Raw genomic sequence first — 23268 nt, forward strand, 5'->3', positions numbered from 1 at the left:
CGACGTCAGTGGTGGCCGCCACCCCAGCCGCCACCGCCGTGGTGTCCGCCACCCCAGCTGCCGGAGCGGTCGCCGTCCCGGCTGCCCCAGTCGCCGCCGCGGTCGCCGTCGTGGTTCCAGCCGTCGTGATCCCAGCCGTCGTCGTCCTTGTCGGACCAGTCCTTACCCGACGAGTCGGGGTCGGAGTCGTCGCCGGCAGCGGCCTCCTCGGCGGCCTTCTGCGCGGCCAGCCATGCCTCACGGTCCGCAACGCGCTTGACGCGCTCGCCCGCATTGTCGGAGCGGCAGTTCTTGTCGCCGTCGTCCTTGATCACGACCGGGTCGGAGGGGTCGACCTCGTCGACCGCGTCACCCGATCCCTGATCGGCCGTGCCTTCGTCGGAGGTCGCGTCGTCGGTCGCGGAGTCGTCGGGCGTCGGGTCGTCGGTGGGCTCGGCGGTCGGCTCGGTCGTGGAGTCGTCGAGCGTGGTCGACTCGGCGAGCTGCTTCGAGCTCGGGTCGACGGTGCTGACACCGCTCACGTCGAGGGTCTGACCCGCCTGCTCGGCGACGTCGAGTGCGGATGCGTACCCGACACCTCCGACGAGGGCCGTGACGCCGATGGCGCAGCCCGCGGCGAGTGCGAAGATTCCCGTGCGCTTCATGATGGAAGCCTCCCTTTCATCCCCTTCAGCCTCGCGGGCGGCCATGAGAGGGACGAACGGGTTTCATGAGAGCTCTGTCATCTCAGACGGAGACGATGCGGCGCGCCCCCGTCTCGAACTCCTCGAGGTCGCCCGTCTCCCCCGCCCGCACCGCGCGGCGGCCGACGACCCACTGGTACACCAGCACCGCCGCGAGAGCGAGGGTGCCGATGCCGATCTTCACGGGCCACGGCCAATCCTGGCGCGTCACGAAACCCTCGATCACGCCCGAGATGAGCAGGGCGACGGTGAGGCCGACCACGAGGGTGAAGAACGCGCGGCCGTCCTGCGCGAGCGCCTCGGCCCGGGTCCGGGCGCCGGGGGCGATCCACGCCCAGAAGATCATGAGCCCCGCCGCCGCCGCGAGGAAGATCGCGTACAGCTCGAGCTGGCCGTGCGGGCTGATGTAGAGGAAGTACTGGTCGAGGCGGTCGTAGTGGTTCATCACCGCCGCGGAGACGCCGAGGTTCTGGGCGTTCTGGAAGACCACGTAGGGCACCCAGATGCCGAGGACGCCGAAGACGACGCACTGCGCGGCGATCCAGGCGTTGTTGGTCCACACCTGCGCCGCGAAGCCCGCCTCGGAGTACTCGGAGTAGTAGCCCACGAAGTCCTTCTCGGCGTAGCGCTGCAGGTCCGAGGGCAGCCCGAGCGCCGCGAACGCGCGAGGATCCGTCGACAGCCACACGAAGTAGGCGGCCGCGACGACGGCGGTCACGGCGGCGACGGCGAGGGTGAGCCAGCGCACCCGGTACAGGGCCGCCGGCAGCCGGACCGCCGCGAACACGGTGAGCGAGCGCAGCGGATTGCGCCGCACCCCGGTGAACAGCAGGCGCGCGCGCCAGAGCGCGAGCGAGAGGTGCTCGCCCTGCGCGGAGCCGCCGACGGTGGTGCGGATGGTCGCGAGCTGCGCCGCCCCGGTCTGGTAGCGCTCGATGAGCTCATCGGCCTGGGCGCCGCTCGGGCGCCGGACCCGCGCCAACTGGGCGAGACGTTCCCACTCCGCACCGTGGGCGGCCGCGTAGGCGTCGAGGTCCATCTGCTTGAATGATACGCATGGCGGCGGATCCCGACGCGGACTGGGTCGACACCCTCGCCGACGACGACGCGCTCCTCACGGGCGAGGCCGTCGCCCTCGACCTGCGGCCCGCCGGATTCGCGCTCCGCGCGGGCGGGGCCGTCATCGACTTCGCCGCGTCGCTCGTGCTGTTCGTGGTGCTGATCTTCGCGTTCTTCGTGCCGGCCGGATGGGCCGGACTCGAGTCGGCGTGGGCCGGCGTGTTCACCATCGGGAGCCTCGTGATCGCCTTCGTGATCGCGCCGTGCCTGGTCGAGACCCTCACCCGCGGCAAGTCGCTCGGGCGCCTCGCCGTCGGGGCGCGCATCGTGCGCGACGACGGCGGGGCCGCGGGGCTGCGGCACGCGGCCATCCGGGCGCTCGCGGGCGTGGTCGACTTCCTGCTGACGCTCGGCGGGCTCGCGGCGCTGGTCGGCATCCTGTCGCCGCGGTCCAAGCGCCTCGGCGACCACCTGGCGGGCACCTACGCGCAGTACGAGCGGGCACCGCGGGTGGCCACACCGATCTTCGGCATGCCGCTCGAGCTCACCGCGTGGGCGCACGTCGCCGACGTGGCCCGGATGCCGGATCCGCTCGCCCGCCGCGTCGCGAACTTCCTCGCCTCGGCCCGCGAGCTCGATCCGACCCGACGCGGCTACCTCGCCCAGCAGCTCGCCTACGAGGTGTCGCAGTACGTCTCACCGCTGCCGGCGGTGGAGCCCGAGCTGTTCCTCGCGGGCGTCACGGTCGCCCGGCGCGACCGCGAGGCGCGCGCGCTGGCGCTCGAGGCGGAGCGCCTCGCCCGGCTCGCACCGGTGCTCGCGCCGCGCTGACGCGCCCGCCTCAGTAGCGGTAGTGGTCGACCTTGTACGGCCCCTCCACCGGCACGCCGATGTACGACGCCTGCTCGGGCGTGAGCTCGGTGAGCTCCACGCCGAGCGCCGCCAGGTGCAGTCGCGCGACCTTCTCGTCGAGGATCTTCGGCAGCACGTACACGCGGTCCTCGTAGGCGGCGCGGTTGACCCACAGCTCGAGCTGCGCGAGCACCTGGTTCGTGAAGGAGTTGCTCATGACGAAGCTGGGGTGCCCGGTCGCGTTGCCGAGGTTCATGAGCCGTCCCTCGGAGAGCACCAGCACGCTGCGTCCGTTCGGCAGCCGCCACTCGTGCACCTGCGGCTTGATCTCGACGCGCTCGGCGCCGGGCAGCGACTCGAGGCCGGCCATGTCGATCTCGTTGTCGAAGTGGCCGACGTTCGCCACGACGGCCTGGTGCTTGAGGCCCAGGATGTGGTCGAGCGTCACGACGTCCTTGTTGCCGGTGGTCGTGATCACGAAGTCGACCTGGTCGATCACCGAGTCGAGCCGCGCCACCTGGTAGCCGTCCATGGCCGCCTGCAGGGCGTTGATGGGGTCGATCTCGGAGACGATCACCCGGGCGCCCTGACCGCGCAGCGCCTCGGCGGACCCCTTGCCGACATCCCCGTAGCCGCAGACGAAGGCGACCTTGCCGCCCATGAGCATGTCGGTGGCGCGGTTGAGGCCGTCGGGCAGCGAGTGGCGGATGCCGTACTTGTTGTCGAACTTCGACTTCGTGACCGAGTCGTTCACGTTGATCGCCGGGAACAGCAGGCGACCCTCGCGGTGCAGCTCGTACAGGCGGTGCACGCCGGTCGTGGTCTCCTCGGTGACGCCCTGGATGTCGGCGGCGATGCGCGTCCAGCGCTGCGGGTCCGCGGCGAGCGAGGCGCGCAGCGTGTCGAGCACGATGCTCCACTCGTGGCTCGCACCGGCGGGCGTCGCGGGCACCGCGCCGGCGAGCTCGTACTCGCGACCGGTGTGCACGAGCAGCGTCGCGTCGCCCCCGTCGTCGAGGATCAGGTTGGGGCCGGTCCATTCGGCGCCCGCGGCGGCCGCCTCGGCCGACCAGTCGAAGATCTGCGAGGTGGCCCACCAGTACTGCTCGAGCGTCTCGCCCTTCCAGGCGAAGACCGGCACACCGGCGGGCTGCTCCACGGTGCCGGTCGGCCCGACGGCGACGGCGGCTGCGGCCTCGTCCTGGGTAGAGAAGATGTTGCAGCTGGCCCAGCGCACCTGGGCGCCGAGCGCGACGAGCGTCTCGATGAGCACCGCCGTCTGCACGGTCATGTGCAGCGAGCCCGCGATCCGGGCCCCGGTGAGCGGCTTCGACGCCCCGTACTCCTCGCGGAGGGCCATGAGGCCCGGCATCTCGTTCTCGGCGAGTCGGATCTGGTGGCGACCCGCCTCGGCGAGCGACAGCTCGGCGACCTGGAACGGGACGGCGGTGGCGGGCGTGACGGTGCTCATGCACCCCATTCTCGCAGGGCCGAGCGGTGTGTGACGCCTAGGACCTGATGAGCGCCAGCACCTCGTCGCGGATGAGCTCCATCTGCTCGGGCGTCGCCGCCTCCACGTTGAGGCGCAGCAGCGGCTCCGTGTTCGAGGGCCGCACGTTGAACCACCAGAAGCCGAGGTCGGGAGCCCCGGTCACCGTCAGCCCGTCGAGCTCGTCGAACTCGCCGCGGCCGGCGAAGGCGTCGACGATCCGGGTGTAGGCGGCCGGCACGTCCTGCACCGTCGAGTTGATCTCGCCCGAGAGGGAGTAGGGGTCGAACGCCGCGGCGAACGCCGACAGCGGCTCCGCCTGACCGCCGAACTCGGCGAGCAGGTGCATCGCCGCGAGCATGCCGTTGTCGGCGCCCCAGAAGTCGCGGAAGTAGTAGTGCGCCGAGTGCTCGCCACCGAACACCGCGTTCGTCTCGCGCATCCGGTCCTTGATGAGCGAGTGTCCGACGTTGGTGCGCACCGGGATGGCGCCGGCCGCCTCGATCGCCTCGGGCACGAACCGCGAGGTGATGAGGTTGTGGATCACCCGCACCTCGCCGGTCTCCCCGGCCGCGCGGACGCGTGCCACCTCGCGCTGCGCGACGATGGCGGCGACCGCGCTCGGGCTGACCGGGTCGCCCTTCTCGTCCACCACGAAGCAGCGGTCGGCGTCGCCGTCGAAGGCGAGGCCGAGGTCGGCGCCGTGCTCGACGACGGCCCGCTGCAGGTCGCGCAGGTTCTCGGGCTCGAGCGGGTTGGCCTCGTGGTTGGGGAACGTGCCGTCGAGCTCGAAGTAGAGCGGGATGATCTCGAGCGGCAGCTCGGCCAGCCCGGCGGCGGTGCCGAGCACGGCGGGGACCGTCATGCCGCCCATGCCGTTGCCGGCATCCACCACGATGCGCAGCCGGCGGATGCCCGACAGGTCGACGAGGGACCGCAGGTGCGCGGCGTAGTCGGCGAGCACGTCGCGCACGGCGACCGTGCCGACCGCGTCGGCGCGCGGCACCGCGCCCTCGGCGAGGTAGGCCTGGGCGCGGTCGCGGATCGCCGCGAGGCCCGTCGAGAGCGAGATGCCCTGCGCGCCGGCGCGGCTGAACTTGATACCGTTGTAGCGGGCCGGGTTGTGGCTCGCGGTGAACATCGCCGCGGGGGCGTCGAGCCATCCGGACGCGAAGTAGGTCTCGTCGGTCGAGCACAGTCCGATGCTCACGACGTCGGCGCCGCGCGCCGAGGCGCCGCGGGCGAACGCGGCGGCGAACTCGGGACTGGAGTCGCGCATGTCGTGACCCACCACGACGGTCGAACCCGCCGCGTCGAGCTCGTCCACGAAGCCGGCGGCCAGCGCCTCGACGACCTCGGGGGTGAGCTGGCTCCCGACGAGCCCGCGGACGTCATAGGCCTTGACGAAGGCGGAGAGATCAGGTGTCGTCACGGACTACGACTGTAGTTCACCCACGGTCACGTGCCGCACGATCTGCCACCCCTGCGGCGCCGACAGGCGCTCCGCGTGCCGCTCGCACAGGTCGTAGCTGTGCGGTTCCCGGCGGATCGCGAGCGGGCCGAGCACGGCCATGGCGTCGGCGTAGTCGTAGGTGAGGGTCGCGACGGCGTCGCGGCCGCATGCCACCTTGCTGCACGATCGCGCGCTCATCGAGCCGAGCCTACGCCCGGGGCGGGACCGTAGACTGGCGACATGCCCCGATCCGCGCGTCGCGCCTCGACGAGGACCGGCTACCGGGATCGCCACGGACGCGGGATGCGCTCCGCGGTGACGGGACCGCACCTGCCCCCGCTGCGCACCCGGCTCGACTTCTTCGACGTCTGCGTCGCCTCGGCCGTCGAGTACCTGCGCACCCTCTGGCCGGAGGAGCTGGTCGGGGTGCGCTTCGACATCGCGGCGTTCCCGCCCGGCGCCGCCGGCCCGGATGGCGTGGATCGTTGGAGCACGGATCCCCGGCGCAGGCGCGTCACCCTGTACCGCGTCCCGATCGAGCGGCTCGTGCAGCTGCACCGCGACGACGACTGGCACCGCCGTTCCTACATCGAGAGCTGCGTGTTCCGCGCGGTGGCGGAGCTGCTCGGCAAGGACCCCTGGGACATCGCGCCGGAGCGCTACCGCCACTTCTGAGCGGGTTCCCCACTAGGGGCGGATCACGATCGGGCTGTCCGCCTGCCGCGGCGCCGTCACGGGGTAGGAGGCGAGCTCTCCGCGACCGGCGAAGCCGACCGCGACGGCCAGGCCGTCGGCATCCGCCATCAGGTACCCGGTGCCGGCGTCCACGGCCACCGCGGTCGAACCCACGGCCGGCACCTCGACGACGACATCCGCTCCCCCGTCCATCGGGGTGAGGGTGAGGGTGCGCGCGACCCCGTCGACGGCCGCGACGACCAGCACCGGGTCGGGCCCGTCGGCGATCGCGACGGCGACCGATCCGCGCAGCGTCGTGGCCGACGCCGCCCAGGCGAGATCCGCGGGTCCGGGCTGCACGGCCCCGTCGGCGTCGGTCGTGGGGTCGGGGATCGTCGAGGTGCGCACGCCCGCCACCACCGGCTCGTCCGAGCTGAGGGCGACCGTGTAGCTGCCGTCCTGGAACGGGTCGGCGCCGAGCTCCAGGGCGGCGGCGAGCGGGGTCTCGAGCACCTGGCCGGCGCCCACCTCGAGCTGGAACGAGGTCGCCGATCCGCCCTCGACGGTCGGGGTGACGCTCACCTCGACGCTCGCCGTGGTCTCCCCCGGGTTGCCGACGCGCACGACGGCCTGCAGGTCCTCGTGATCCTCGAGCCCGAGCGAGCTCGCCACCCCGTGCTCGTCGAAGATCCGCACGGCGGGGATCACGACATCGCGCGCCGGGGCCGCGCCCGCCGAGACGAGGTCGATGCCGCCCGGGTCCAGCACCCGGATGACGGATGTCTGCAGGGCGGCGACCACCTGACCGCCGCGCGCCTCGACGTGCACGACGGGCGAGGTGAGGTCCGGAGCGAAGCCCGAGAGAGGGAGCACCCGCTGGCCGCCCGCGGGGACGGTGATCCCCGACATTCCGGGGGCGGTGACCCGTCCGCTCTCGCCCCACATCTCGACGCTCACCTCGGCGGCGACCTCGGTGGGGTTCGCGAGCAGCAGCAGCGTGGTGCGGCCGACGGTCGTCGATCCGCCGACGAGCCAGGCCGAGCTGGTCGCCTCGGCGCAGCCGGAGGCCGCGAGCCCCCGCAGGTCGCCCTTGCCGTCGAGGCTCTCCGCTTGGGCGCCGGCGAGCACGGCATCCGCGGCCGCCGCGACGCGCAGCGCCGTCGGCGCCTGGTCCGTTCCGCCGCTGCCCGCGTCGCTCAGCGAGAGCGGAGTCTGCTCGACCGTCCCGGATGCCGTGTCGGTGATCGTGGGCACCCCGATGGCGTACGGCTGCGAGGCGTTCGCGCCGGTGTCGTCGCCGAGACGGAGCGCGGCACCCGCGCACACCGACAGCAGATCGGCGGGCTCGGGGTCGACCGTCGTGCCGAGGGGCTCGACGCCGATGCTCGGCAGCGGTACGAGACCCACGGCGAGCACGACGACCACGGCGGCGGCGGTTCCGACGAGTCCGCGCACCACCCGCAACGAGACCACCGTCACGGTGCGCCCGATGCCGCGCCCGTCGCGCGGCTGCCGGACGGGCGTGGGTTCCTGATCGGCCTCCGTCCGCTCCTCCGGCTCGTCCGGAACGGGGGTCGGCTCGGGGCGCTCGTCGTCAGCCATCGGAGTCCTCGTCGAAGGTCGTGGCGGCGGGCTCGTCGAGCGAGGAGCGCGTCTGCACGACGCGCCTGCGCCGCCGCGTGGGGATGGCGAGCAGCAGGGCCGCGAGCAGCACCGCGCCCTGCAGGGCGAGCACGCCGAGACCGTAGCCGCCGCGGGACGCCTGGGCCTCGGGCGTGCGCGCGAGCTCGGTGTACGCCCACAGGGTGCCGTAGCCGCTGTCGCTCTCCGCGGCGAGGGCCGAGGAGGCGTCGAGCGACTCGAGCGCCCGTGCGCGCACGGCGGCCGCGGCCGGCTCCGGATCGTCGCCGAGCGGCGTCACGAGCACGAACCCGATCTGGAAGTCCTGCAGCTCGGGTACCGGGTCGTATCCGCCGCGGGAGGCGAGGTTGCCCGCCAGTTCGGCGAGCGCCTGCTCGTCGTCCGAGATGGCGGTGCGCCCCGCGGAGAGGGCCGACTGGTCGTCGAGCGTCGCCCCCTCGCCGCGCTGCAGCACCGCCCCGAGCGAGCCGTCGGGCTGCGGCGTGAGCACGAGGGTGCCGACCCCCGGCTCGTTCTGCGCCGCCGCCGCGGCGAGCGCGGGCAGGATGCGCCCGTCACCCGGATGCACGGGCGAGGTCCCGAGGATCGGCGCGCCGAGCAGCGGGACGACGGCCACCAGGGCGGCCGCCACGGCGATCGAACCGAGCGGCACCGCGACCCGGGCGACCGACTCGAGGGCGACCACCGCCGCCCCGACGAGACCCAGCCAGTAGAGGCTCAGGGCGGCACCCGGCCACGGGCCGGTGGTGGCGAGCCCGAGCGTCGTGACCTGCAGGTGCCCGGCCACCCAGGCAGTGGCGAGCCCGCCGGCCGCGAGCCCGAGCGCGGGGATCGAGCGACGGGCACCCGGCAGGAACAGCGCGAGCAGGGCGAGGGCGGCGACGGGCGCGAGCAGCACCGCCGGCAGCAGGGTGCCCCACGCGGCGCCCGACAGCCCGAGGGCGTTCAGGATGCCCTCCCAGCCGGCGACATCGGCATCCGGGCGTCCGATCAGCAGGCCCCACCCGCTGGTCGGCTCGTAGGGCTGCACGACCCCCGGGTCGGCGAGCACCGCGAGCGGGGAGCCCCGGCGGAACGCGTCGGCGACGAGCGGCGCGAAGAGCACGATCGCGGGGATCGGCACCCCGATGATCCGGGCGAACCCCCGCGGACGGGCGAACGCCCAGGCCACGACGGCCAGCAGCAGCACCGGGGCGAGCACCGGCGAGCCGGCGGCGATGCCCGCGAACAGCAGCGCCGCGACCGCGGCGGCACTCCAGGAGCGTGCGCCCTCGATGAGCGCGAGCGCGAACCACGGCAGCAGCAGGTGGACGAGCACGGCGCCCACCCGCCCCTCGCCGAGCGCGCCGAGGAAGGCCGGCGCCGCAGCCCAGAGGATCGCGGCGGCGACGGGCGGCCAGCTTCGCTCGCTCAGCCGGGTGGCCGCCCACCAGGCGCCGAGCGCCGCGAACGGCAGCGCGACGAGCCACAGCAGCACGATCGCGTAGGAGGGGTCCCACCAGGTCGCCGAGCCGAGCAGCGCCCACAGCAGCGAGGCGGGATCGGCGGCGCCGAGGAATCCGACGCCGATCTCGCGCCACCCCCACCCGAGGCGCGACCACAGCGCGGTCGGGTCGGAGGTCAGCGGGATCAGTCCGCCGCCCTCGAGGGTCGTGGCGCCGAGCAGGCGCCAGAACGTCAGCACCCCGACCGCGATGGCGACCGCGACGACCCAGATCCCGCCGCCGAGGAAGGAGGCCCGCACCAGGTCGGGCTCGCGCCCGGCGCGTTCGTCGGCCTGATCGCGCTCGTGGGCGCGGTGCTCGCGCAGCGCGGGGCCGTCCATGCGGAGCGGGGCGACCGCACGCCATCCGACCGTCCGTGCGCGGCGCAGGCGGGCGCGCGCGCCCGGCACCGTCGGGTCGAAGGCGCCCCGGAACGCCGCCGAGACCTCACCGGGTACGGCGCCGGGGCGCTTCGCGAGCAGCTGCCCGAGGATGCGCAGGATCGCGAGCGGCAGCAGGCTGACCCAGTGCACGGGCAGCAGCACGCCCGGCGCGTAGACGAATCGGCGATGCAGCTGCGCCGTGCGCGCGATGCGACGGCGCAGGCGCACGGATGCCGGACGGCGGCGCGCGACGTCCTCGGGGCGTCGGCCGCGCTCGACGCGGGCGGCCGGGACGCGCACGACGCGGTGGCCCGCGAGTCGCACCCGCACGCCGAGGTCGAGCCCCGCGTCGGCGGAGGGCAGCCCGGCGTCGAGGCCGTCGACCGCGTGCCAGACGACGCGTCGCACGATGGCGCCGTCGACGGCGACGGCCAGCACGTCGGTGACCGTGTCGTACTGGGCCTGATCGAGCTCGTCGTCGACGAGCAGCACGGTCGCGCCGCCGCGCGACATCGTCTCGCCGTAGGAGCGCAGGCGGGCGTGGTCGTCGGGGTCGACGAGCTTGGGTCCGGCGACGGCGACGGAGGGCGCCACCTCGACGGCCGCGAGCAGGGCCTGCAGGGCGTCGGGCTCCGGAGCCGAGTCGGCGCGGAGCAGCCAGAGCCACTCGTCGGCCGACTCCTGCGGGGGCGCCGCGCGCAGCGCCCGCGCGATCCCCACGCCGAAGGTGCCTCCGGTCGCGGTCACCACCTGCGTCACGCCCGCGGCTTCGAGCACCTCCGGCTCGAAGGAGGTCGTGGGCTCCGCGACGACGACGAGCCCCTCGGGTCGCCGGGTCTGGCTGGCGAGGGCGGCGAGGGTACGGTCGAGCCACCGGTCGCCGTCCTGGACGACGAGGATCGCGGTGACTCTGGGCATCCCTCCCACGCTAGGTGCGGGCGCCCGGGCGGGTGATCTCGACACGCGCCTCCGGCGCTACTCGATCAGCGGGAGGGGCGCCCACGGCGCTCCTCGATCAGCGGGCGAGGGCTCAGGCGGTGCGACCGCGGCGCAGCTTGCGGCGCTCGCGCTCGGAGAGCCCGCCCCAGATGCCGAAGCGCTCGTCGTTGTCGAGGGCGTACTCGAGGCACTGGGCCCGCACGGAGCATCCGGTGCAGATGCGCTTGGCGTCGCGGGTGGAGCCGCCCTTCTCGGGGAAGAACGCCTCGGGGTCGGTCTGCGCGCAGAGGGCGTCGGTCTGCCAGGAGAGCTGGCTGTCGTCGTCCTCGACGGTGGCGGGCCGCAGCCCGGGCATCCCGAGTCGGACCGGATCGACGAACCAGTCCTCGGGGACCGACGGACGATAGTCGTTCCTCGTCATCGCATCCTCCCCTCGGCGACCCCGGCCGGTCGCTGCATTGGAGCTAATTACACTCGTGTCATTCGTCCGCGTCAAGTCGCGGGATAGTACCCGCGGGCGGCCCGGGCGTGTCGCGACGCGCCGAGCACCGAGGTCTCAGTCAGGACTCGGCTGCCGCCGTGCGCGCGGACCACGCGCTCGCGACCATCTCGTCGAGGCTGTGGCGCATCCGCCACCCCAGATCGCGCGCGGCCAGCTCGCCCGACGCGACGATGCGCGCCGGGTCGCCGGGGCGACGCGCGGCGATCTCCGGGGTGAAGTCGACGCCGGTCACCCGCGCCATCGCCTCCATGATCTGCCGCACGGACGCCCCCTCCCCGCTGCCCAGGTTGTAGGCCGGTTCCAGCGGGCGCCCCTCGACGAGCGCCTGCGCCGCCGCGACGTGGGCGAGGGCGAGATCGGACACGTGCAGGTAGTCCCGCACGTTGGTGCCGTCGGGTGTCGGGTAGTCGTCGCCGTTGATGCGGGGGGTGCGTCCCGCGACGAGCGAGTCGAAGACGAGCGGGAACAGGTTGTGCGGGCTGGTGTCGTACACGTCGGGGTACCCCGATCCGACGACGTTGAAGTAGCGCAGCGAGGTGTGGGCGAGCCCGGCGGCGACGCCCTGGTCGCGCAGCAGCCACTCGCCGATGAGCTTCGACTCGCCGTAGGGCGAGGTCGGGTTCTTGGGGGTGTCCTCGGTGACGAGGTCGCGATCCGTGTTGCCGTAGACGGCCGCCGACGAGGAGAACACGATGCGCCCGACACCCGCCTGCTGCATGGCGGCGAGCAGCACGCGGGTGCCCTCGACGTTCTGGCTGTAGGTGTGCAGCGGGCGCTCGACCGACACGCCCGCGTACTTGAAGCCGGCGACGTGGATGACACCCTCGACGTGGTGCCGCTGCAGGGTCTCGAGCACGAGCTCCCCGTCGAGGATCGTGCCCTCGAGGAACCGCACGCCGCCCGTCACGAACTCGCGGTGACCGCTCGACAGGTCGTCGATCACGACGGCCTCGATCCCGGCCTCGGTGAGGGCGCGCACCACGTGCGCGCCGATGTAGCCGGCGCCGCCGGTCACGAGCCACGTCATGCTGCCAGGCTAGCGGGCCGGATCGACGCGGCGGCGCGCTCAGGCGCGACGCGTGGGCACGCGGCGGTATCCGTCACGCGCGGTGACGACGAGCGAGCCGATCGCCGCGGAGGCGGCGAGGCCCACGAGGAGGACGAATGCGATCATGGCAGTAAATCTATGAGTTCTGGTTTTCCGCCACGAGTGGCATGATGGACACCATCCATCGAAAAACCGCCAAGGAGCATCCATGTTGAAGAAGGTGGTCTGCCTGGCCCTGCCGGGCACCGCGCCGTTCGAGTTCGGCGTGGTCTGCGAGGTCTTCGGGATCGACCGCAGCGAGATGGGCGGCCCGAGCTTCGACTTCGCGATCGCGACCGCCGATCCCGGCCCCATCCCGACGAGCCTGGGCTTCACGATGACGATCGAGAACGACCTCACCGTCGCCGCCGACGCCGACCTCGTCGCCGTCCCGGCTCACACCATCGGCCACGTCGACGAGCGCTACCTCGAGGTGATCCGCGCCGCCGAGGCCCGGGGAGCGTGGGTGCTGAGCGTCTGCTCGGGCGCGTTCGTGCTCGCCGAGGCGGGCGTGCTCGAGGGACGCCGCGCGACCACCCACTGGATGCACACCGACCGGCTCGCGCGCGAGTACCCGGGCACCGAGGTCGACCCCGACGTGCTCTTCGTGCAGGACGGCAAGGTCGTCACCGGCGCCGGCACCGCGGCGGGCATCGACGCCGCCCTGCACATCGTGCGCGAAGAGTACGGCGCCGCCGCCACCAACGTCATCGCGCGCCGGATGGTGGTGCCCCCGCAGCGCGACGGCGGGCAGTCGCAGTACATCCCCACCCCGGTGCCCGAGTGCAAGACCGACACCTTCGCGCTGGTCATCGAGTGGATGCTCGAGCATCTCGACCAGGACCTCACGGTCGACCAGCTCGCCCGCCGCGCGCTGATGTCGAGCCGCACCTTCGCGCGGCGGTTCCGCGCCGAGACCGGCACGACCCCGGCCGCCTGGCTCAACCGTCAGCGCATCCTGCAGGCGCAACAGCTGCTCGAGCAGAGCGACGACGGGCTCGAGCAGATCGCCCAGCGCACCGGATTCGGCACCGCCGCCGTGATGCGCCACCACTTCCTCAAGGTGCTGCAGACCACCCCGACCGCGTACCGACGCGCATTCGGCGCCCGCGAGGCCGGCTGAGCGTGACGGCGCGGGTCCGACCACGCGACCGCCCCCGTAGACTCGCCGCGATGGACCGGAGCACACGATGAGCGGCGCGCGCGACGACGAGGAGCGCCCCTACACCGACTGGAAGAGGTGGGGGCTCGACGCCGGGTTCGGCGTCGCCGACGCCGGGGACCACGATCTGTTCACGCGGGAGCTCCGCAGCATCGAGAAGCGCACCCGCATCCAGGACGTCGTCGAGATCGGCTACGGAAACGGCACCTTCCTCGGCTACTGCCGACAGCGCGGATGGGCGGTGACCGGGGTGGAGCTCCTCCCCGAGCTGCGGGAGGCGGCGATCGCCACGGGCTATCCCGCGGTGGCGGACGACGAGGTCGACACGCTGCCCGAGCACGCCTTCGACCTGGTGGCGGCGTTCGACGTCTTCGAGCACATCGATCCGACGGCCAGCATCGAGTTCCTGCGCTCGCTCGCGCGTCGCCTGCGGCCCGAGGGCGCGATCATCCTGCGCTTCCCCAACGCCGACTCGTCGCTCGGCAACCCGTTCCAGAACGGCGACCCCACCCACGTGAACGCGATCGGCACGCTCAAGCTCGACTTCTACGCGCAGCAGGCCGGCCTCGAGGTCGTGGAGTTCCGCGGCACCCGCCGCCGGGGGTTCCGCACCTCGCCGATCCACGGCATCCACCGCCTCACCGCGGCACCGATCGCGATCGCCGCGGGCGCCGTCCGCCGGGCCATCCACTTCCCCGACCTGCGCGTGGTGCTGTCGTCGGGGAACGTCGTGGCGATCCTGCGCCCGTCGGCCTGAGCCGGTCAGTCGTCGTCGCCGGAGGCGACGAACACCACGCCGTCGCCCCGCACCCCGAGCCACGTCTCGTCGTCGATGTAGACGGCATGCCCCCGCTCGAGCGTCGGACCGCCCTCGAGGGCGACCGATCCGGCTGTGCACAGGGCGATCGCCGCTCCGGGTAGCCGCAGCTCGACCCCCCGCGCCGTCGCCTCCCGGTCGATCACCGTGAGCCGGAAGTCGGGCACCCCGGGGCGGAAGATGCGCACCCCGGGCTCGGGCTCGTGCGGCACCAGGTACGGCACGGGCCGGGGACGGAAGTCGAGCACGTGCAGCAGCTCGGGCACGTCGACGTGCTTGGGGGTCAGCCCCCCGCGCAGCACGTTGTCCGACGCCGCCATGAGCTCGATGCCGAGGCCGTCGAGGTAGGCGTGGATGTTGCCCGCGGGCAGGAACAGCGCCTCGCCCGGGCGCAGCTCGACCGTGTGCAGCAGCAGTGAGATGACGATGCCCGGGTCGCCCGGGTAGTGGTCGGCGAGCAGCCGGACCGTCTGCCAGCTGGGGCCGTCGACGGTCGCAGCCGCCTCGACCACCGCCTCGACGAGATCCTCGACGCCGTCACCGCGGCCGATCAGCCAGGCGAAGACCGGCTCGAGCGCCGCATCGTCGACGAGCCTGTCGAGCAGCGGCGCGATCCGCGGATCCGCGGCCACCGGCGCCAGCACCTCGCGGGTGTCGGCGACCGGACGGAATCCGGAGAGGGCTCGGAACGGGTCGGAGAGGGCGTAGATGATCTCGGGCTTGTGGAACGCGTCGCGGTAGTTGCGCTCGGGCGCGTCGAGCGGCACCCCCGCGGCGTCCTCGCGGGCGAAGCCGGCCTGCGCCTGCTGGGGGGTCGGATGCGCCTGCAAGGAGAGCGGGGCGGCCGCCGCGAGCACCTTGAGCAGGAAGGGCAGACGGCCCTCGACGACCTCCAGGAGGGTGCGGTGCTCGCCCACGACGCGGGCGGGCGACCCCGGGTGCGCACCGAGCCACAGCTCCGCCTCGGGACCGCCGCTCGGCTCGGTGCCGAGCAGCTCGGCGATGGCGGTGCGGGACCCCCACGCGTAGTCGCGCGGGGTGTTGGCGATCTCGACGAACACGGGCACTCCTGCGGGGGACGGTATTGGATCAAACTACCAACCGCTTGGGACGGCGGATCGGCCGGTCGTAGGCTCCGGATGCCCGCATCCGCCGCGCCCGTGTGCGCGGATGCCGAAGATCCGGAACGAGGGAGTCACCCGCATGACCTTCACCCAGCTCGCCAGCGACTTCTACGGCTTCGAGACGAAGCTCACCGAGCCCGAGCGCGAAGCGCTCGGCGGCCTGCGCGCCTGGCTCGAGTCCGACGTGAAGCCCGTCGTCGCCGATCACTGGGATCGCGCCGAGTTCCCGCACGAGATCCTGCCCGCCTTCCACCGCCAGCCGGTGTTCGGGATGCAGTGGGACGAGACGAAGAGCTTCGAGAACTCCGCCGTCTACCGAGGCTGGGTCGCCCTCGAGCTCGCGCGGGTCGACGCGTCGATCGCCACCTACGTCGGTGTGCAGAACGGACTCGCCCTCGGTGCGGTCGCGGTGTGCGGCTCGGACGAGCAGCGCGCCGAGTGGCTGCCGAAGCTCGCCGACGGCTCCGTGATCGGCGCGTTCGGTCTCACCGAGCCGCTGTCGGGTTCCGACTCCGCTCAGGGTCTGCGCACCACCGCGACCCGCGAGGGCGACGAGTGGGTGCTCACCGGATCCAAGCGCTGGATCGGCAACGCGACCTTCAGCGACATCGTCGTGATCTGGGCGAAGGACACCGCCGACGGCCAGGTGAAGGGCTTCATCGTGCCGACCTCGACGCCCGGGTACACGGCCACCAAGATCGAGCGCAAGCAGGCCCTGCGCATCGTGCAGAACGCCGACATCGTGCTGGACGGCGTGCGGGTTCCCGAGTCCCTGCGGCTGCAGAACGCGAACTCGTTCCGCGACACCGCCGCGGTGCTGCGCCTCACGCGGGCCGAGGTCGCGTGGGCGGCCGTGGGGGTCGCCGTCGGCGCCTACGAGGCCGCTCTCGCCTACACGAAGGAGCGCATCCAGTTCGGCAAGCCGATCGCCGGCCACCAGCTGGTGCAGCAGCACCTCGCCGAGATGATGGGCGGCATCACGGCCTCGATCGCGCTGTGCACGCGCGTCTCGGAGATGCTCGACGAGGACGTGCAGAAGGACGAGCACGCCGCGCTCGCGAAGGCGTATGCGACGGCGCGCATGCGTGAGACCGTCGCCCGCGCGCGCGAGGTGATGGGCGGGAACGGCATCGTGCTCGACTACGACGTCACCCGCTTCTTCAACGACGCCGAGGCGCTCTACTCCTACGAGGGCACCCGCGAGATGAACACCCTGATCGTGGGTCGCGCCCTCACGGGCGCGGCCGCCTTCGTCTAGGCCGCGACGCGGGACGTCCGGACGCCGCCGCCCGCTAGCCTGAACGCATGAGGGCCGCGACGAGCTACCAGCGCGCGCTCGCGACGCTGAGCTTCGGCGTGCTCGCCGCGGGCGACTTCTGGCGCTACCTGCTCAGCTGGTGGGGCTGGGGCGCGCTGGCGGGCGTCGTCGTCGTGCTCTCGATCCTCGAACTCGTGCGCGCCCGGGTCGACGTGCGGCGGCTGCCGTCGTTCCTCCTGCTCTTCCTCGCGTTCGCGGCCGTGTCGATCGCGTGGTCGGCGTATCCTGGTGCCTCGGCGCTCGGCGTCGCGCTCACGCTCGCCACGACCGCCGTCGCGGTCTTCCTCGCGACCTGCCTCAGCTGGGAGGAGGTGCTCGAGACCTTCAGCGACACCCTGCGCTGGATCCTCGGGCTCTCGCTGCTGTTCGAGTTCGTGGTGGCCGCGTTCATCCGCAGGCCCGTGCTGCCGCTCTGGGTCGACTACAGCGACCTCGAGAAGATCCCCGCGGCCTTCTACTGGTCGCGCGACCTGCTCTTCGAGGGCGGACGCATCCAGGGGATCGTCGGCAACGCCAACATCCTGGGGATGCTGGCGCTGCTCGCGCTCATCGTGTTCCTGCTGCGCCTCGCGGCGCGCAAGGGCTCGCCCATCTGGGGCTGGTTCTGGGTCGTCGTCGCCGTGGCGAACCTCGCGCTGACCCGCTCGTCGACGGTGGTGGTCGCGGCGGTCGTGGTGCTGCTCGTCGCGGCGTTCCTCTGGGTCGTGCGGCGCACGACCGGCACCGCGCGGCTCGCGGTGTTCGCGTCCGGGGTCGTGGTCGCGATCGGCGGTCTCACCGCCGCGTTCCTCGCACGCGAGCCGCTGCTCGCCCTCCTCGGCAAGAGCTCCGACCTCACCAACCGGCTCGACATCTGGGAGACCGTCGGCGCGCTCGCCGCCCAGCGCCCGGTGGTCGGCTGGGGATGGGTCAGCTACTGGGTGCCCTGGGTGCCGCCGTTCGACGACCTCGTCGTCATCAAGGGGGTCACCTACCTGCAGGCCCACAACGCGTGGCTCGACGTCTTCCTGCAGCTCGGGGCGATCGGCGTGGCGATCTTCGGCCTCGTGGTGCTCGGCGCCCTCGTGCGCAGCTGGGGCATGGCCGCCGAGGTCACGCGCATCCGCTACTCCGCTGCGGAGCTGCGCTGGCCCGAGACGACCGCCCCGCTGCTGCTGCTCGTCGCCCTGCTCGTGCAGAGCCTCGCCGAGAGCCGCCTCATCATCGAGCTCGGGTTCGCGCTGCTCGTGATCATCGCCGTCAAGACCGGGTGGAGCGACCCCGAGCGCGCGGAGGGGGTCGAGGCGTGAGCGAGCGCCCCGAGCCGCGCGAGGTGGCCCGCGCGTTCCTGGGGCTGCTGCGCAGCCCGCGCTTTTCGGCCGTGCTCGCCACCACGGGCGTCGGGATCGCGGCCCTCAGCTACCCGATCGTCCGGCTGATCGGATGGGCGGGGTACCTCGCCGCGCTGGTCGGTCTGGTCGCGTTCATGATCGTGGTGCTGCTCGCACGGCGGCGCGAGCTCGACGGGGAGATCCCGCCGATCTCGCTGCTCGTGTTCGTGGGCTGGGCGGGGATCTCGATCGTCTGGAGCTCGTACCAGTGGGTGACCCTCGGCGGGGTCGCCTACCTCGTCGTGTACGCGTTCGTGGGCGTCTTCATCGCCTACACCCGCGACACGATCCAGATCGTGCGCGCGTGGGGCGACGTGCTCCGCGTCGCGCTCGGGGCATCCCTCGCGATCGAGCTGGTGTCGGGGATCCTGATCGACGCGCCCATCCCGTTCCTCAACGTGCTGGGCAAGCTCGCGGAACTCGGGCCGATCTCGGGCGTGCTGCAGACCCGCAACCAGCTCGGACTGCTCGCCCTGGTGGGGGCGGTGAGCTTCGCGACCGAGCTGCGCACGCGATCCGTGCGCCCCCTCGTCGGCGTGCTCTCGCTCGTGGGCGCGGGTCTGTGCATCGCGCTCACCCAGTCGCCGATCATCGTCGGCACGGCGGCCGTCGTGGCGGCGGCGGCGGCGGTGCTGTACGGGATCCGGCGGGTGCGCCCGGAGCGGCGCCAGGCGATGCAGTTCGTGGTGCTCGGGGCGGCGGTCGTGCTCATCGTGGTCGCCTGGATCGTGCGGAGCCCCCTCGTCACGGTGTTCAACGCCCAGGGGGCGCTCGACTACCGCCTGCACCTGTGGCAGAAGATCGTCGCCCTGCTGCCCGGCAGCACCGTGCAGGGCTGGGGGTGGACCGGACGCTGGCACCCCGACATCCCGCCGTTCCTCTCGCTCACCGCCACGGGCAGCCGACCCGCGTCGTCGGCGCTCAACGCCTACCTCGACGTGCTCTTCCAGCTCGGGATCATCGGGCTCGTGGTGTTCGTGGGGATGCTCGGTCTCGCCTTCACCCGGTCGTGGCTGCTCGCGGGCCGACGCCGCAGCGTGATCTACGCGTGGCCGGCCCTCGTGCTCGTCGTGCTGCTGCTGCATTCGCTCGCCGAGAGCGCGATCCTCAGCGAGTTCGGCTGGCTCACCTTCGTCGTGTGCTGCGTCACCGCGTCGCGGGAGCTCAGCTGGCGGTCCGCGCTCGCGCCCGTGGCTCCCGCGGAGCTGCCGCACGAACCGTCAGACGGCTGAGCCCAGCGCGACCAGCTCGGCGCCCACCATGGTGTGCACCAGCGAGGTGAATCCGACCGTCGGCTGCCAGCCGATGTCGCGCAGCCGACGCGGGTCGCCCACGAGCTCCTGCGGATCGGCGGGGCGGTAGAAGGCGGGGTCGGTGCGCACGTAGCGCTCCCAGTCCTCGATGCCGACGTGTCGGAACGCCTCGGCCACGAACTCCCGCACCGAGTGCGATTCGCCGGTCGCGACGATGTAGTCGCCGCCCTCGGGCTGCTCCACGATCCGGATCATCGCCTCGACGTAGTCGGGGGCGTACCCCCAGTCGCGATGCACGTCGATGTTGCCGAGCACGAGCTCGTCCTGCAGCCCGAGCGAGATCCGCGCGACGCCGATCGCGATCTTGCGCGCGACGAACGTCGCGGGCCGGCGCGGAGACTCGTGGTTGTAGAGGATCGCGTTGCTCACGTGCATGCCCCGCGCGCGGTAGATCGAGGCCATCTCGTGGGCGAACGACTTCGCGGCACCGTAGGGGGTGACGGGCTTGCGCGGCGTCTGCTCGGTCTGCGGCACCTCGGAGGCGTCGCCGAAGATCTCGGCGCTCGAGGCCTGCAGCATGCGGACCGGCGAGCCGACCAGGCCCTGCCGCCACGCCGCCTCGAGGATCCGCACGGGCCCGAGACCCAGCACGTCCGCGGTCTCGGCCGGGTACTCCCAGGAGCGCGCGACCGAGGTGTTGCCTGCCAGGTTGTAGATGCGGCTCGGCGCGATGTCGGCGATCAGGCGCCCGATCGCGGTCGCGTCCGCCAGGTCGGCGACGTGCCCGACCACGCGGGGCTGCTCGACCGCGAGCCGCTCCCTGCCGTCGCGGCTGTGGCACATGGCGTGCACCTCGTGCCCCGCCTCGAGCAGCCGCGCGACGAGATACCCGCCGTCCTGACCGTTCGCCCCGGTGACGAGGTGCCGCTGGCTGCTCATGCCACCGAACGGTACACGTCGAGGTGGGCGTCGAGGCAGCGCTGCCAGGTGAACAGCCGCACCTGCTCGAGCCCGCGCGCGCTCAGCTCGTCGGCGCGCCCCAGGGCCTCCAGGATCCCCGCCGCGATCGCCGAGGGGTCGCCCGCGTCGAACAGCACGGCCGCATCACCGCACACCTCGGGCACGGAGCCCGCGTCGGTCGCCGCGACCGGGCATCCGGACGCCATCGCCTCGAGCGGCGGCAGACCGAAGCCCTCGTAGAGGCTCGGGAACGCGAGCACCGACGCGCTCCGGTACAGCTCGCGCAGCTCCTCGCCCGAGACGAGACCGCGCACGTCGACCCACTCGGGCAGCTCGCCGAGGGTGTCGAGCCCGCCCCCCGTGAGCACGAGTCGCAGTTCGGGGCGCTCGCGACGCACCTCGCGCATCGCCTCGACGAGACGGGCGTGGTTCTTGTGCTTCCACCCGCGTGCGGGGTAGAGCACGAACTCCTGGCGCGGCCCGACATAGGGCGTGTAGTCGTCGGCGTCGACGCCGAGGTGGGCGACCCGGATGCGCTCGGCGGGGATGCCGAGCAGCTCGATCATGCGGGTGCGGGCGAACTCGCTGATCGTGATCACCGCGTCCGCGCGCTTCGCCGCGCCCTCGTAGTAGCGGCGACGGAAGGCGAGCTCCGCGCGGCCGAACAGCTGCGGCAGGTCGAGGTGCTGGACGTCGAGCAGCGTCTGCACGAAGGCCTGCGACGCGGCGGGGCGCGGCACCGGGATGGTGAACGGGTAGTGCACGATGCGCGAGGTGCGCAGCCCGGCCGGCAGGGCGGGGCGGCGCAGGGTCGCGGTCGCCACGGCGCGCAGGCGCTCGGTGGTCGACGCGCCCGTGCGCACCTGGGGCACCACGACCTCCGGGATGCCGCGGCTGAATCCGCCGGCGTTGGCCGGCACGTAGGCGGTGGCCGCGACCTGCTCGGTCGTGGCCAGCTGCCGGGTGAGCTCGCGGGCGTAGGTCTCGCTGCCGCCCATCGCCCCCGGCACGAGGGTGAGCATCGAGAGTGCCACCTCGGGCGCGTCGGTCATGGTCAGGCGGTCTGCACCGTGTCGACGTAGTGCCCGCCCTCGAGCTCGAGCGCGGCGACGTCCGCGTCGACCATGATCTGGGCGAGCCGCGGCGTGAGGATGGTGGGCTTCCAGCCGAGCAGCTGCTCGGCCTTCGCCGGGTCGCCGATGAGCGAGTCGACCTCGGTGGGGCGCAGGTAGCGCTCGTCGAAGCGCACGTACTTCTCCCAGTCGAGGCCGGCGTGCTCGAACGACAGCTGCAGGAAGTCCTTGACCGTGTACGCCGTGTTGGTGGCGACCACGAAGTCGGTCGGCTCGTCGTGCTGCAGCATGCGCCACATCGCCTCGACGTATTCGGGGGCGTAGCCCCAGTCGCGCACGGCGTCGAGGTTGCCCATGTAGAGCTCCGACTGCACCCCGGCCTTGATGCGGGCGACCGCCCGCGTGATCTTGCGGGTCACGAACGTCTCGCCGCGGCGCGGCGACTCGTGGTTGAAGAGGATGCCGTTGGTCGCGAAGATGCCGTACGCCTCGCGGTAGTTGCGGGTGATCCAGTAGGAGTAGAGCTTCGCGACGCCGTACGGCGAACGCGGGTAGAACGGGGTCTCCTCGTTCTGCGGCGGCGGGGTGGCGCCGAACATCTCCGAGCTCGAGGCCTGGTAGAAGCGGGTGTCGAGTCCGATCGCCCGGATCGCCTCGAGCAGACGGATGGTGCCGAGGCCCGTCACGTCGCCCGTGTACTCGGGCTCGTCGAAGCTCACCCGCACGTGCGACTGCGCGGCGAGGTTGTAGACCTCGTCGGGCTGGATCTCGCTGAGCAGGGTGACGAGCCGCGAGCCGTCGGTGAGGTCGGCGTAGTGCAGGAACAGGCGCGGGTGGTCGGTGTGCGCGTCCTCGTAGATGTGGTCGATCCGGTCGGTGTTGAACGTCGAGGATCGACGGATCAGCCCGTGCACCTCGTAGCCCTTGCTCAGCAGGAGCTCGGCGAGGTAGCTGCCGTCCTGGCCGGTGATGCCGGTGATGATGGCCCGCTTGGCGGCCGTGGTTTCGGTCATGGAAGTGCTCCGGTGGGTGCGAGTCTGCATCGGCAGGCGCGGCGCGTCAGACGGCGCCGAGACTCCGAAAGCCTACCGCAGCGAGCCGCGGCGACCCTCACCCGGCGGCGAGCTTGCGGGCGCGGGCGCTCACACGGTTCGCGGCGAACGCGGAGGCCCAGCGGATCGGGTACTGCCAGAGCACGCTGATGCCGCGCAGCGCGCGCGGGAGGTGACGGCGCTTGACCGCCTCCGACTCCCGGCTCGAGTTGATGCGGCTGGCGACGGTGAGCGAGTCCGGGTGCCACCGGAAGGCCGACACCACCTCGCGGGTCCAGGCGAATCGGCCATAGGCCCGCAGCGAGAGGAACGCGTCGAGATCCATCGCGTACTTCAGCTCGGGGTCGAACCCGCCGATCGCCTCGAGCGCGTCGAGGCGCACCATCGTGCCGGGGTGCGGGATGAGGTCGGGACCCCACGGCAGCAGGAACGTCGCGAGCCCGCCCGCGTTGCTCGTGCCGATCACGCGACCCGCGGGGTCGATGTACTCGCAGCCGCCGAACGCGAGCACGGCATCCGGACGCCGCCCCAGGATGTCGCGCAGGCGCCGGAGGCCGCCGACGCGGAACAGGTCGTCGTCGCCGATCCAGGCGTAGAACTCCTCGGTCGTGCGGGCGTCGAGGCCCCGGTTGATCGCGGTCGAGATGCCCGCCTTCGGATCGTCGACGACGACCGCCCCGAACCGCGCGGCGAGCTCGCGCGCGGCGGTCGCACCGGGCGGCGCGATGACGACGAGGGTGAGCGCGACGTCCTCCCGCTGGGCCTCGACGGCGTGCAGGGTCTCCTCGAGCGTCTCCAGCCGGTCACCGAGCGTCGGCAGCACCACGAGGATCTCGGGATCGGGCATGCGCGTTCCTCGATTGCTAGCATTCAGGGGAGGTGGGGCGGCGCC

The 23268-nt window shown here is 72.7% G+C and carries 21 protein-coding genes; 7 read left to right on the forward strand and 14 right to left on the reverse strand.

Features of this window, described 5'->3' with window-relative positions:
- Positions 1-5 precede the first annotated feature (5 nt).
- Together NUH29_RS07765 and NUH29_RS07770 are read right to left on the reverse strand one after the other, a co-directional pair.
- A complete protein-coding gene (locus NUH29_RS07765) occupies positions 6-644 on the reverse strand; it encodes a hypothetical protein (RefSeq protein ID WP_258798488.1) in 639 nt (212 codons plus the stop codon).
- An 82-nt stretch (positions 645-726) separates the two neighbouring features.
- Positions 727-1722: a stage II sporulation protein M gene (locus tag NUH29_RS07770; RefSeq protein WP_258798489.1), complete on the reverse strand. Its 996-nt coding sequence runs from the start codon at positions 1720-1722 to the stop codon at positions 727-729.
- 17 nt (positions 1723-1739) lie between these two features.
- Between NUH29_RS07770 and NUH29_RS07775 the strand changes: the two genes are divergently transcribed.
- Positions 1740-2573: an RDD family protein gene (locus NUH29_RS07775; RefSeq protein WP_258798491.1), complete on the forward strand. Its 834-nt coding sequence runs from the start codon at positions 1740-1742 to the stop codon at positions 2571-2573.
- Between the two features lie 10 nt (positions 2574-2583).
- On the opposite strand, the gene ahcY is transcribed toward NUH29_RS07775, so the two are convergent.
- The 3 genes from ahcY to NUH29_RS07790 are packed head-to-tail and all read right to left on the reverse strand — an operon-like array spanning position 2584 to position 5734.
- Positions 2584-4065: an adenosylhomocysteinase gene (ahcY, locus tag NUH29_RS07780; RefSeq protein ID WP_258798493.1), complete on the reverse strand. Its 1482-nt coding sequence runs from the start codon at positions 4063-4065 to the stop codon at positions 2584-2586.
- A gap of 37 nt (positions 4066-4102) precedes the next feature.
- Entirely contained in the window at positions 4103-5515 is a 1413-nt protein-coding gene (locus NUH29_RS07785) for a phosphomannomutase/phosphoglucomutase (RefSeq protein ID WP_258798494.1), read from the reverse strand.
- 3 nt (positions 5516-5518) lie between these two features.
- Positions 5519-5734, reverse strand: a complete 216-nt coding sequence (locus NUH29_RS07790) for a DUF3499 family protein (protein WP_258798495.1) — start codon at positions 5732-5734, stop codon at positions 5519-5521.
- 42 nt (positions 5735-5776) lie between these two features.
- Between NUH29_RS07790 and NUH29_RS07795 the strand changes: the two genes are divergently transcribed.
- The gene (locus NUH29_RS07795; protein WP_258798496.1) at positions 5777-6211 is read left to right on the forward strand and encodes a metallopeptidase family protein; all 435 of its coding nucleotides are present in this window, start codon (positions 5777-5779) and stop codon (positions 6209-6211) included.
- Between the two features lie 12 nt (positions 6212-6223).
- Here NUH29_RS07795 and NUH29_RS07800 read toward each other — a convergent pair whose 3' ends face one another.
- The 4 genes from NUH29_RS07800 to galE form a co-directional block, all read right to left on the reverse strand.
- Positions 6224-7813 (reverse strand): DUF5719 family protein, encoded by a 1590-nt coding sequence (locus NUH29_RS07800; RefSeq protein WP_258798497.1) that lies wholly within the window; start codon positions 7811-7813, stop codon positions 6224-6226.
- Positions 7806-10637 (reverse strand): glycosyltransferase family 2 protein, encoded by a 2832-nt coding sequence (locus NUH29_RS07805; RefSeq protein WP_258798498.1) that lies wholly within the window; start codon positions 10635-10637, stop codon positions 7806-7808. The genes NUH29_RS07800 and NUH29_RS07805 overlap by 8 nt, the downstream gene beginning before the upstream one ends.
- 112 nt (positions 10638-10749) lie before the next feature.
- On the reverse strand, positions 10750-11079 hold the full coding sequence (locus NUH29_RS07810; protein WP_258798499.1) for a WhiB family transcriptional regulator: 330 nt from the start codon (positions 11077-11079) through the stop codon (positions 10750-10752).
- A gap of 139 nt (positions 11080-11218) precedes the next feature.
- The gene (gene galE / locus NUH29_RS07815; protein WP_258798500.1) at positions 11219-12187 is read right to left on the reverse strand and encodes a UDP-glucose 4-epimerase GalE; all 969 of its coding nucleotides are present in this window, start codon (positions 12185-12187) and stop codon (positions 11219-11221) included.
- Positions 12188-12416: 229 nt separating this feature from the next.
- Here galE and NUH29_RS07820 point away from each other — a divergent pair, with 229 nt between their 5' ends.
- Together NUH29_RS07820 and NUH29_RS07825 are read left to right on the forward strand one after the other, a co-directional pair.
- A complete protein-coding gene (locus NUH29_RS07820; protein ID WP_258798501.1) occupies positions 12417-13370 on the forward strand; it encodes a GlxA family transcriptional regulator in 954 nt (317 codons plus the stop codon).
- A 67-nt stretch (positions 13371-13437) separates the two neighbouring features.
- Complete coding sequence (locus tag NUH29_RS07825; RefSeq protein WP_258798502.1) at positions 13438-14166, forward strand: class I SAM-dependent methyltransferase; 729 nt, start codon at positions 13438-13440, stop codon at positions 14164-14166.
- Positions 14167-14171: 5 nt separating this feature from the next.
- Here the strand turns inward: NUH29_RS07825 and manA are convergent, their stop codons facing one another.
- Positions 14172-15287, reverse strand: coding sequence for a mannose-6-phosphate isomerase, class I (gene manA / locus NUH29_RS07830; RefSeq protein ID WP_258798503.1), 1116 nt, complete (start codon positions 15285-15287; stop codon positions 14172-14174).
- 142 nt (positions 15288-15429) lie between these two features.
- Between manA and NUH29_RS07835 the strand changes: the two genes are divergently transcribed.
- Genes NUH29_RS07835 through NUH29_RS07845 form a run of 3 tightly spaced genes read left to right on the forward strand, consistent with a single transcriptional unit; the run spans position 15430 to position 19270 of the window.
- Positions 15430-16608: an acyl-CoA dehydrogenase family protein gene (locus NUH29_RS07835; protein WP_258798504.1), complete on the forward strand. Its 1179-nt coding sequence runs from the start codon at positions 15430-15432 to the stop codon at positions 16606-16608.
- A gap of 47 nt (positions 16609-16655) precedes the next feature.
- Positions 16656-17957, forward strand: a complete 1302-nt coding sequence (locus tag NUH29_RS07840; protein ID WP_258798505.1) for an O-antigen ligase family protein — start codon at positions 16656-16658, stop codon at positions 17955-17957.
- Positions 17954-19270: an O-antigen ligase family protein gene (locus NUH29_RS07845; protein WP_258798506.1), complete on the forward strand. Its 1317-nt coding sequence runs from the start codon at positions 17954-17956 to the stop codon at positions 19268-19270. Before NUH29_RS07840 ends, NUH29_RS07845 begins: the two co-directional genes overlap by 4 nt.
- Here NUH29_RS07845 and NUH29_RS07850 read toward each other — a convergent pair.
- From NUH29_RS07850 to NUH29_RS07865, 4 genes are all read right to left on the reverse strand, one after another.
- A complete protein-coding gene (locus tag NUH29_RS07850; RefSeq protein WP_258798507.1) occupies positions 19259-20230 on the reverse strand; it encodes a GDP-mannose 4,6-dehydratase in 972 nt (323 codons plus the stop codon). The two genes, NUH29_RS07845 and NUH29_RS07850, sit on opposite strands and share 12 nt — an antisense overlap.
- Positions 20227-21303, reverse strand: coding sequence for a glycosyltransferase family 4 protein (locus tag NUH29_RS07855; RefSeq protein ID WP_258798508.1), 1077 nt, complete (start codon positions 21301-21303; stop codon positions 20227-20229). Before NUH29_RS07855 ends, NUH29_RS07850 begins: the two co-directional genes overlap by 4 nt.
- 2 nt (positions 21304-21305) lie before the next feature.
- Positions 21306-22337 (reverse strand): GDP-mannose 4,6-dehydratase, encoded by a 1032-nt coding sequence (gene gmd / locus NUH29_RS07860; RefSeq protein WP_258798509.1) that lies wholly within the window; start codon positions 22335-22337, stop codon positions 21306-21308.
- Between the two features lie 97 nt (positions 22338-22434).
- Positions 22435-23223 (reverse strand): glycosyltransferase family protein, encoded by a 789-nt coding sequence (locus tag NUH29_RS07865; RefSeq protein WP_258798510.1) that lies wholly within the window; start codon positions 23221-23223, stop codon positions 22435-22437.
- Between the last annotated feature and the right edge of the window lie 45 nt (positions 23224-23268).

Source organism: Protaetiibacter mangrovi (assembly GCF_024752305.1).
GTDB lineage: Bacteria > Actinomycetota > Actinomycetes > Actinomycetales > Microbacteriaceae > Homoserinibacter > Homoserinibacter mangrovi.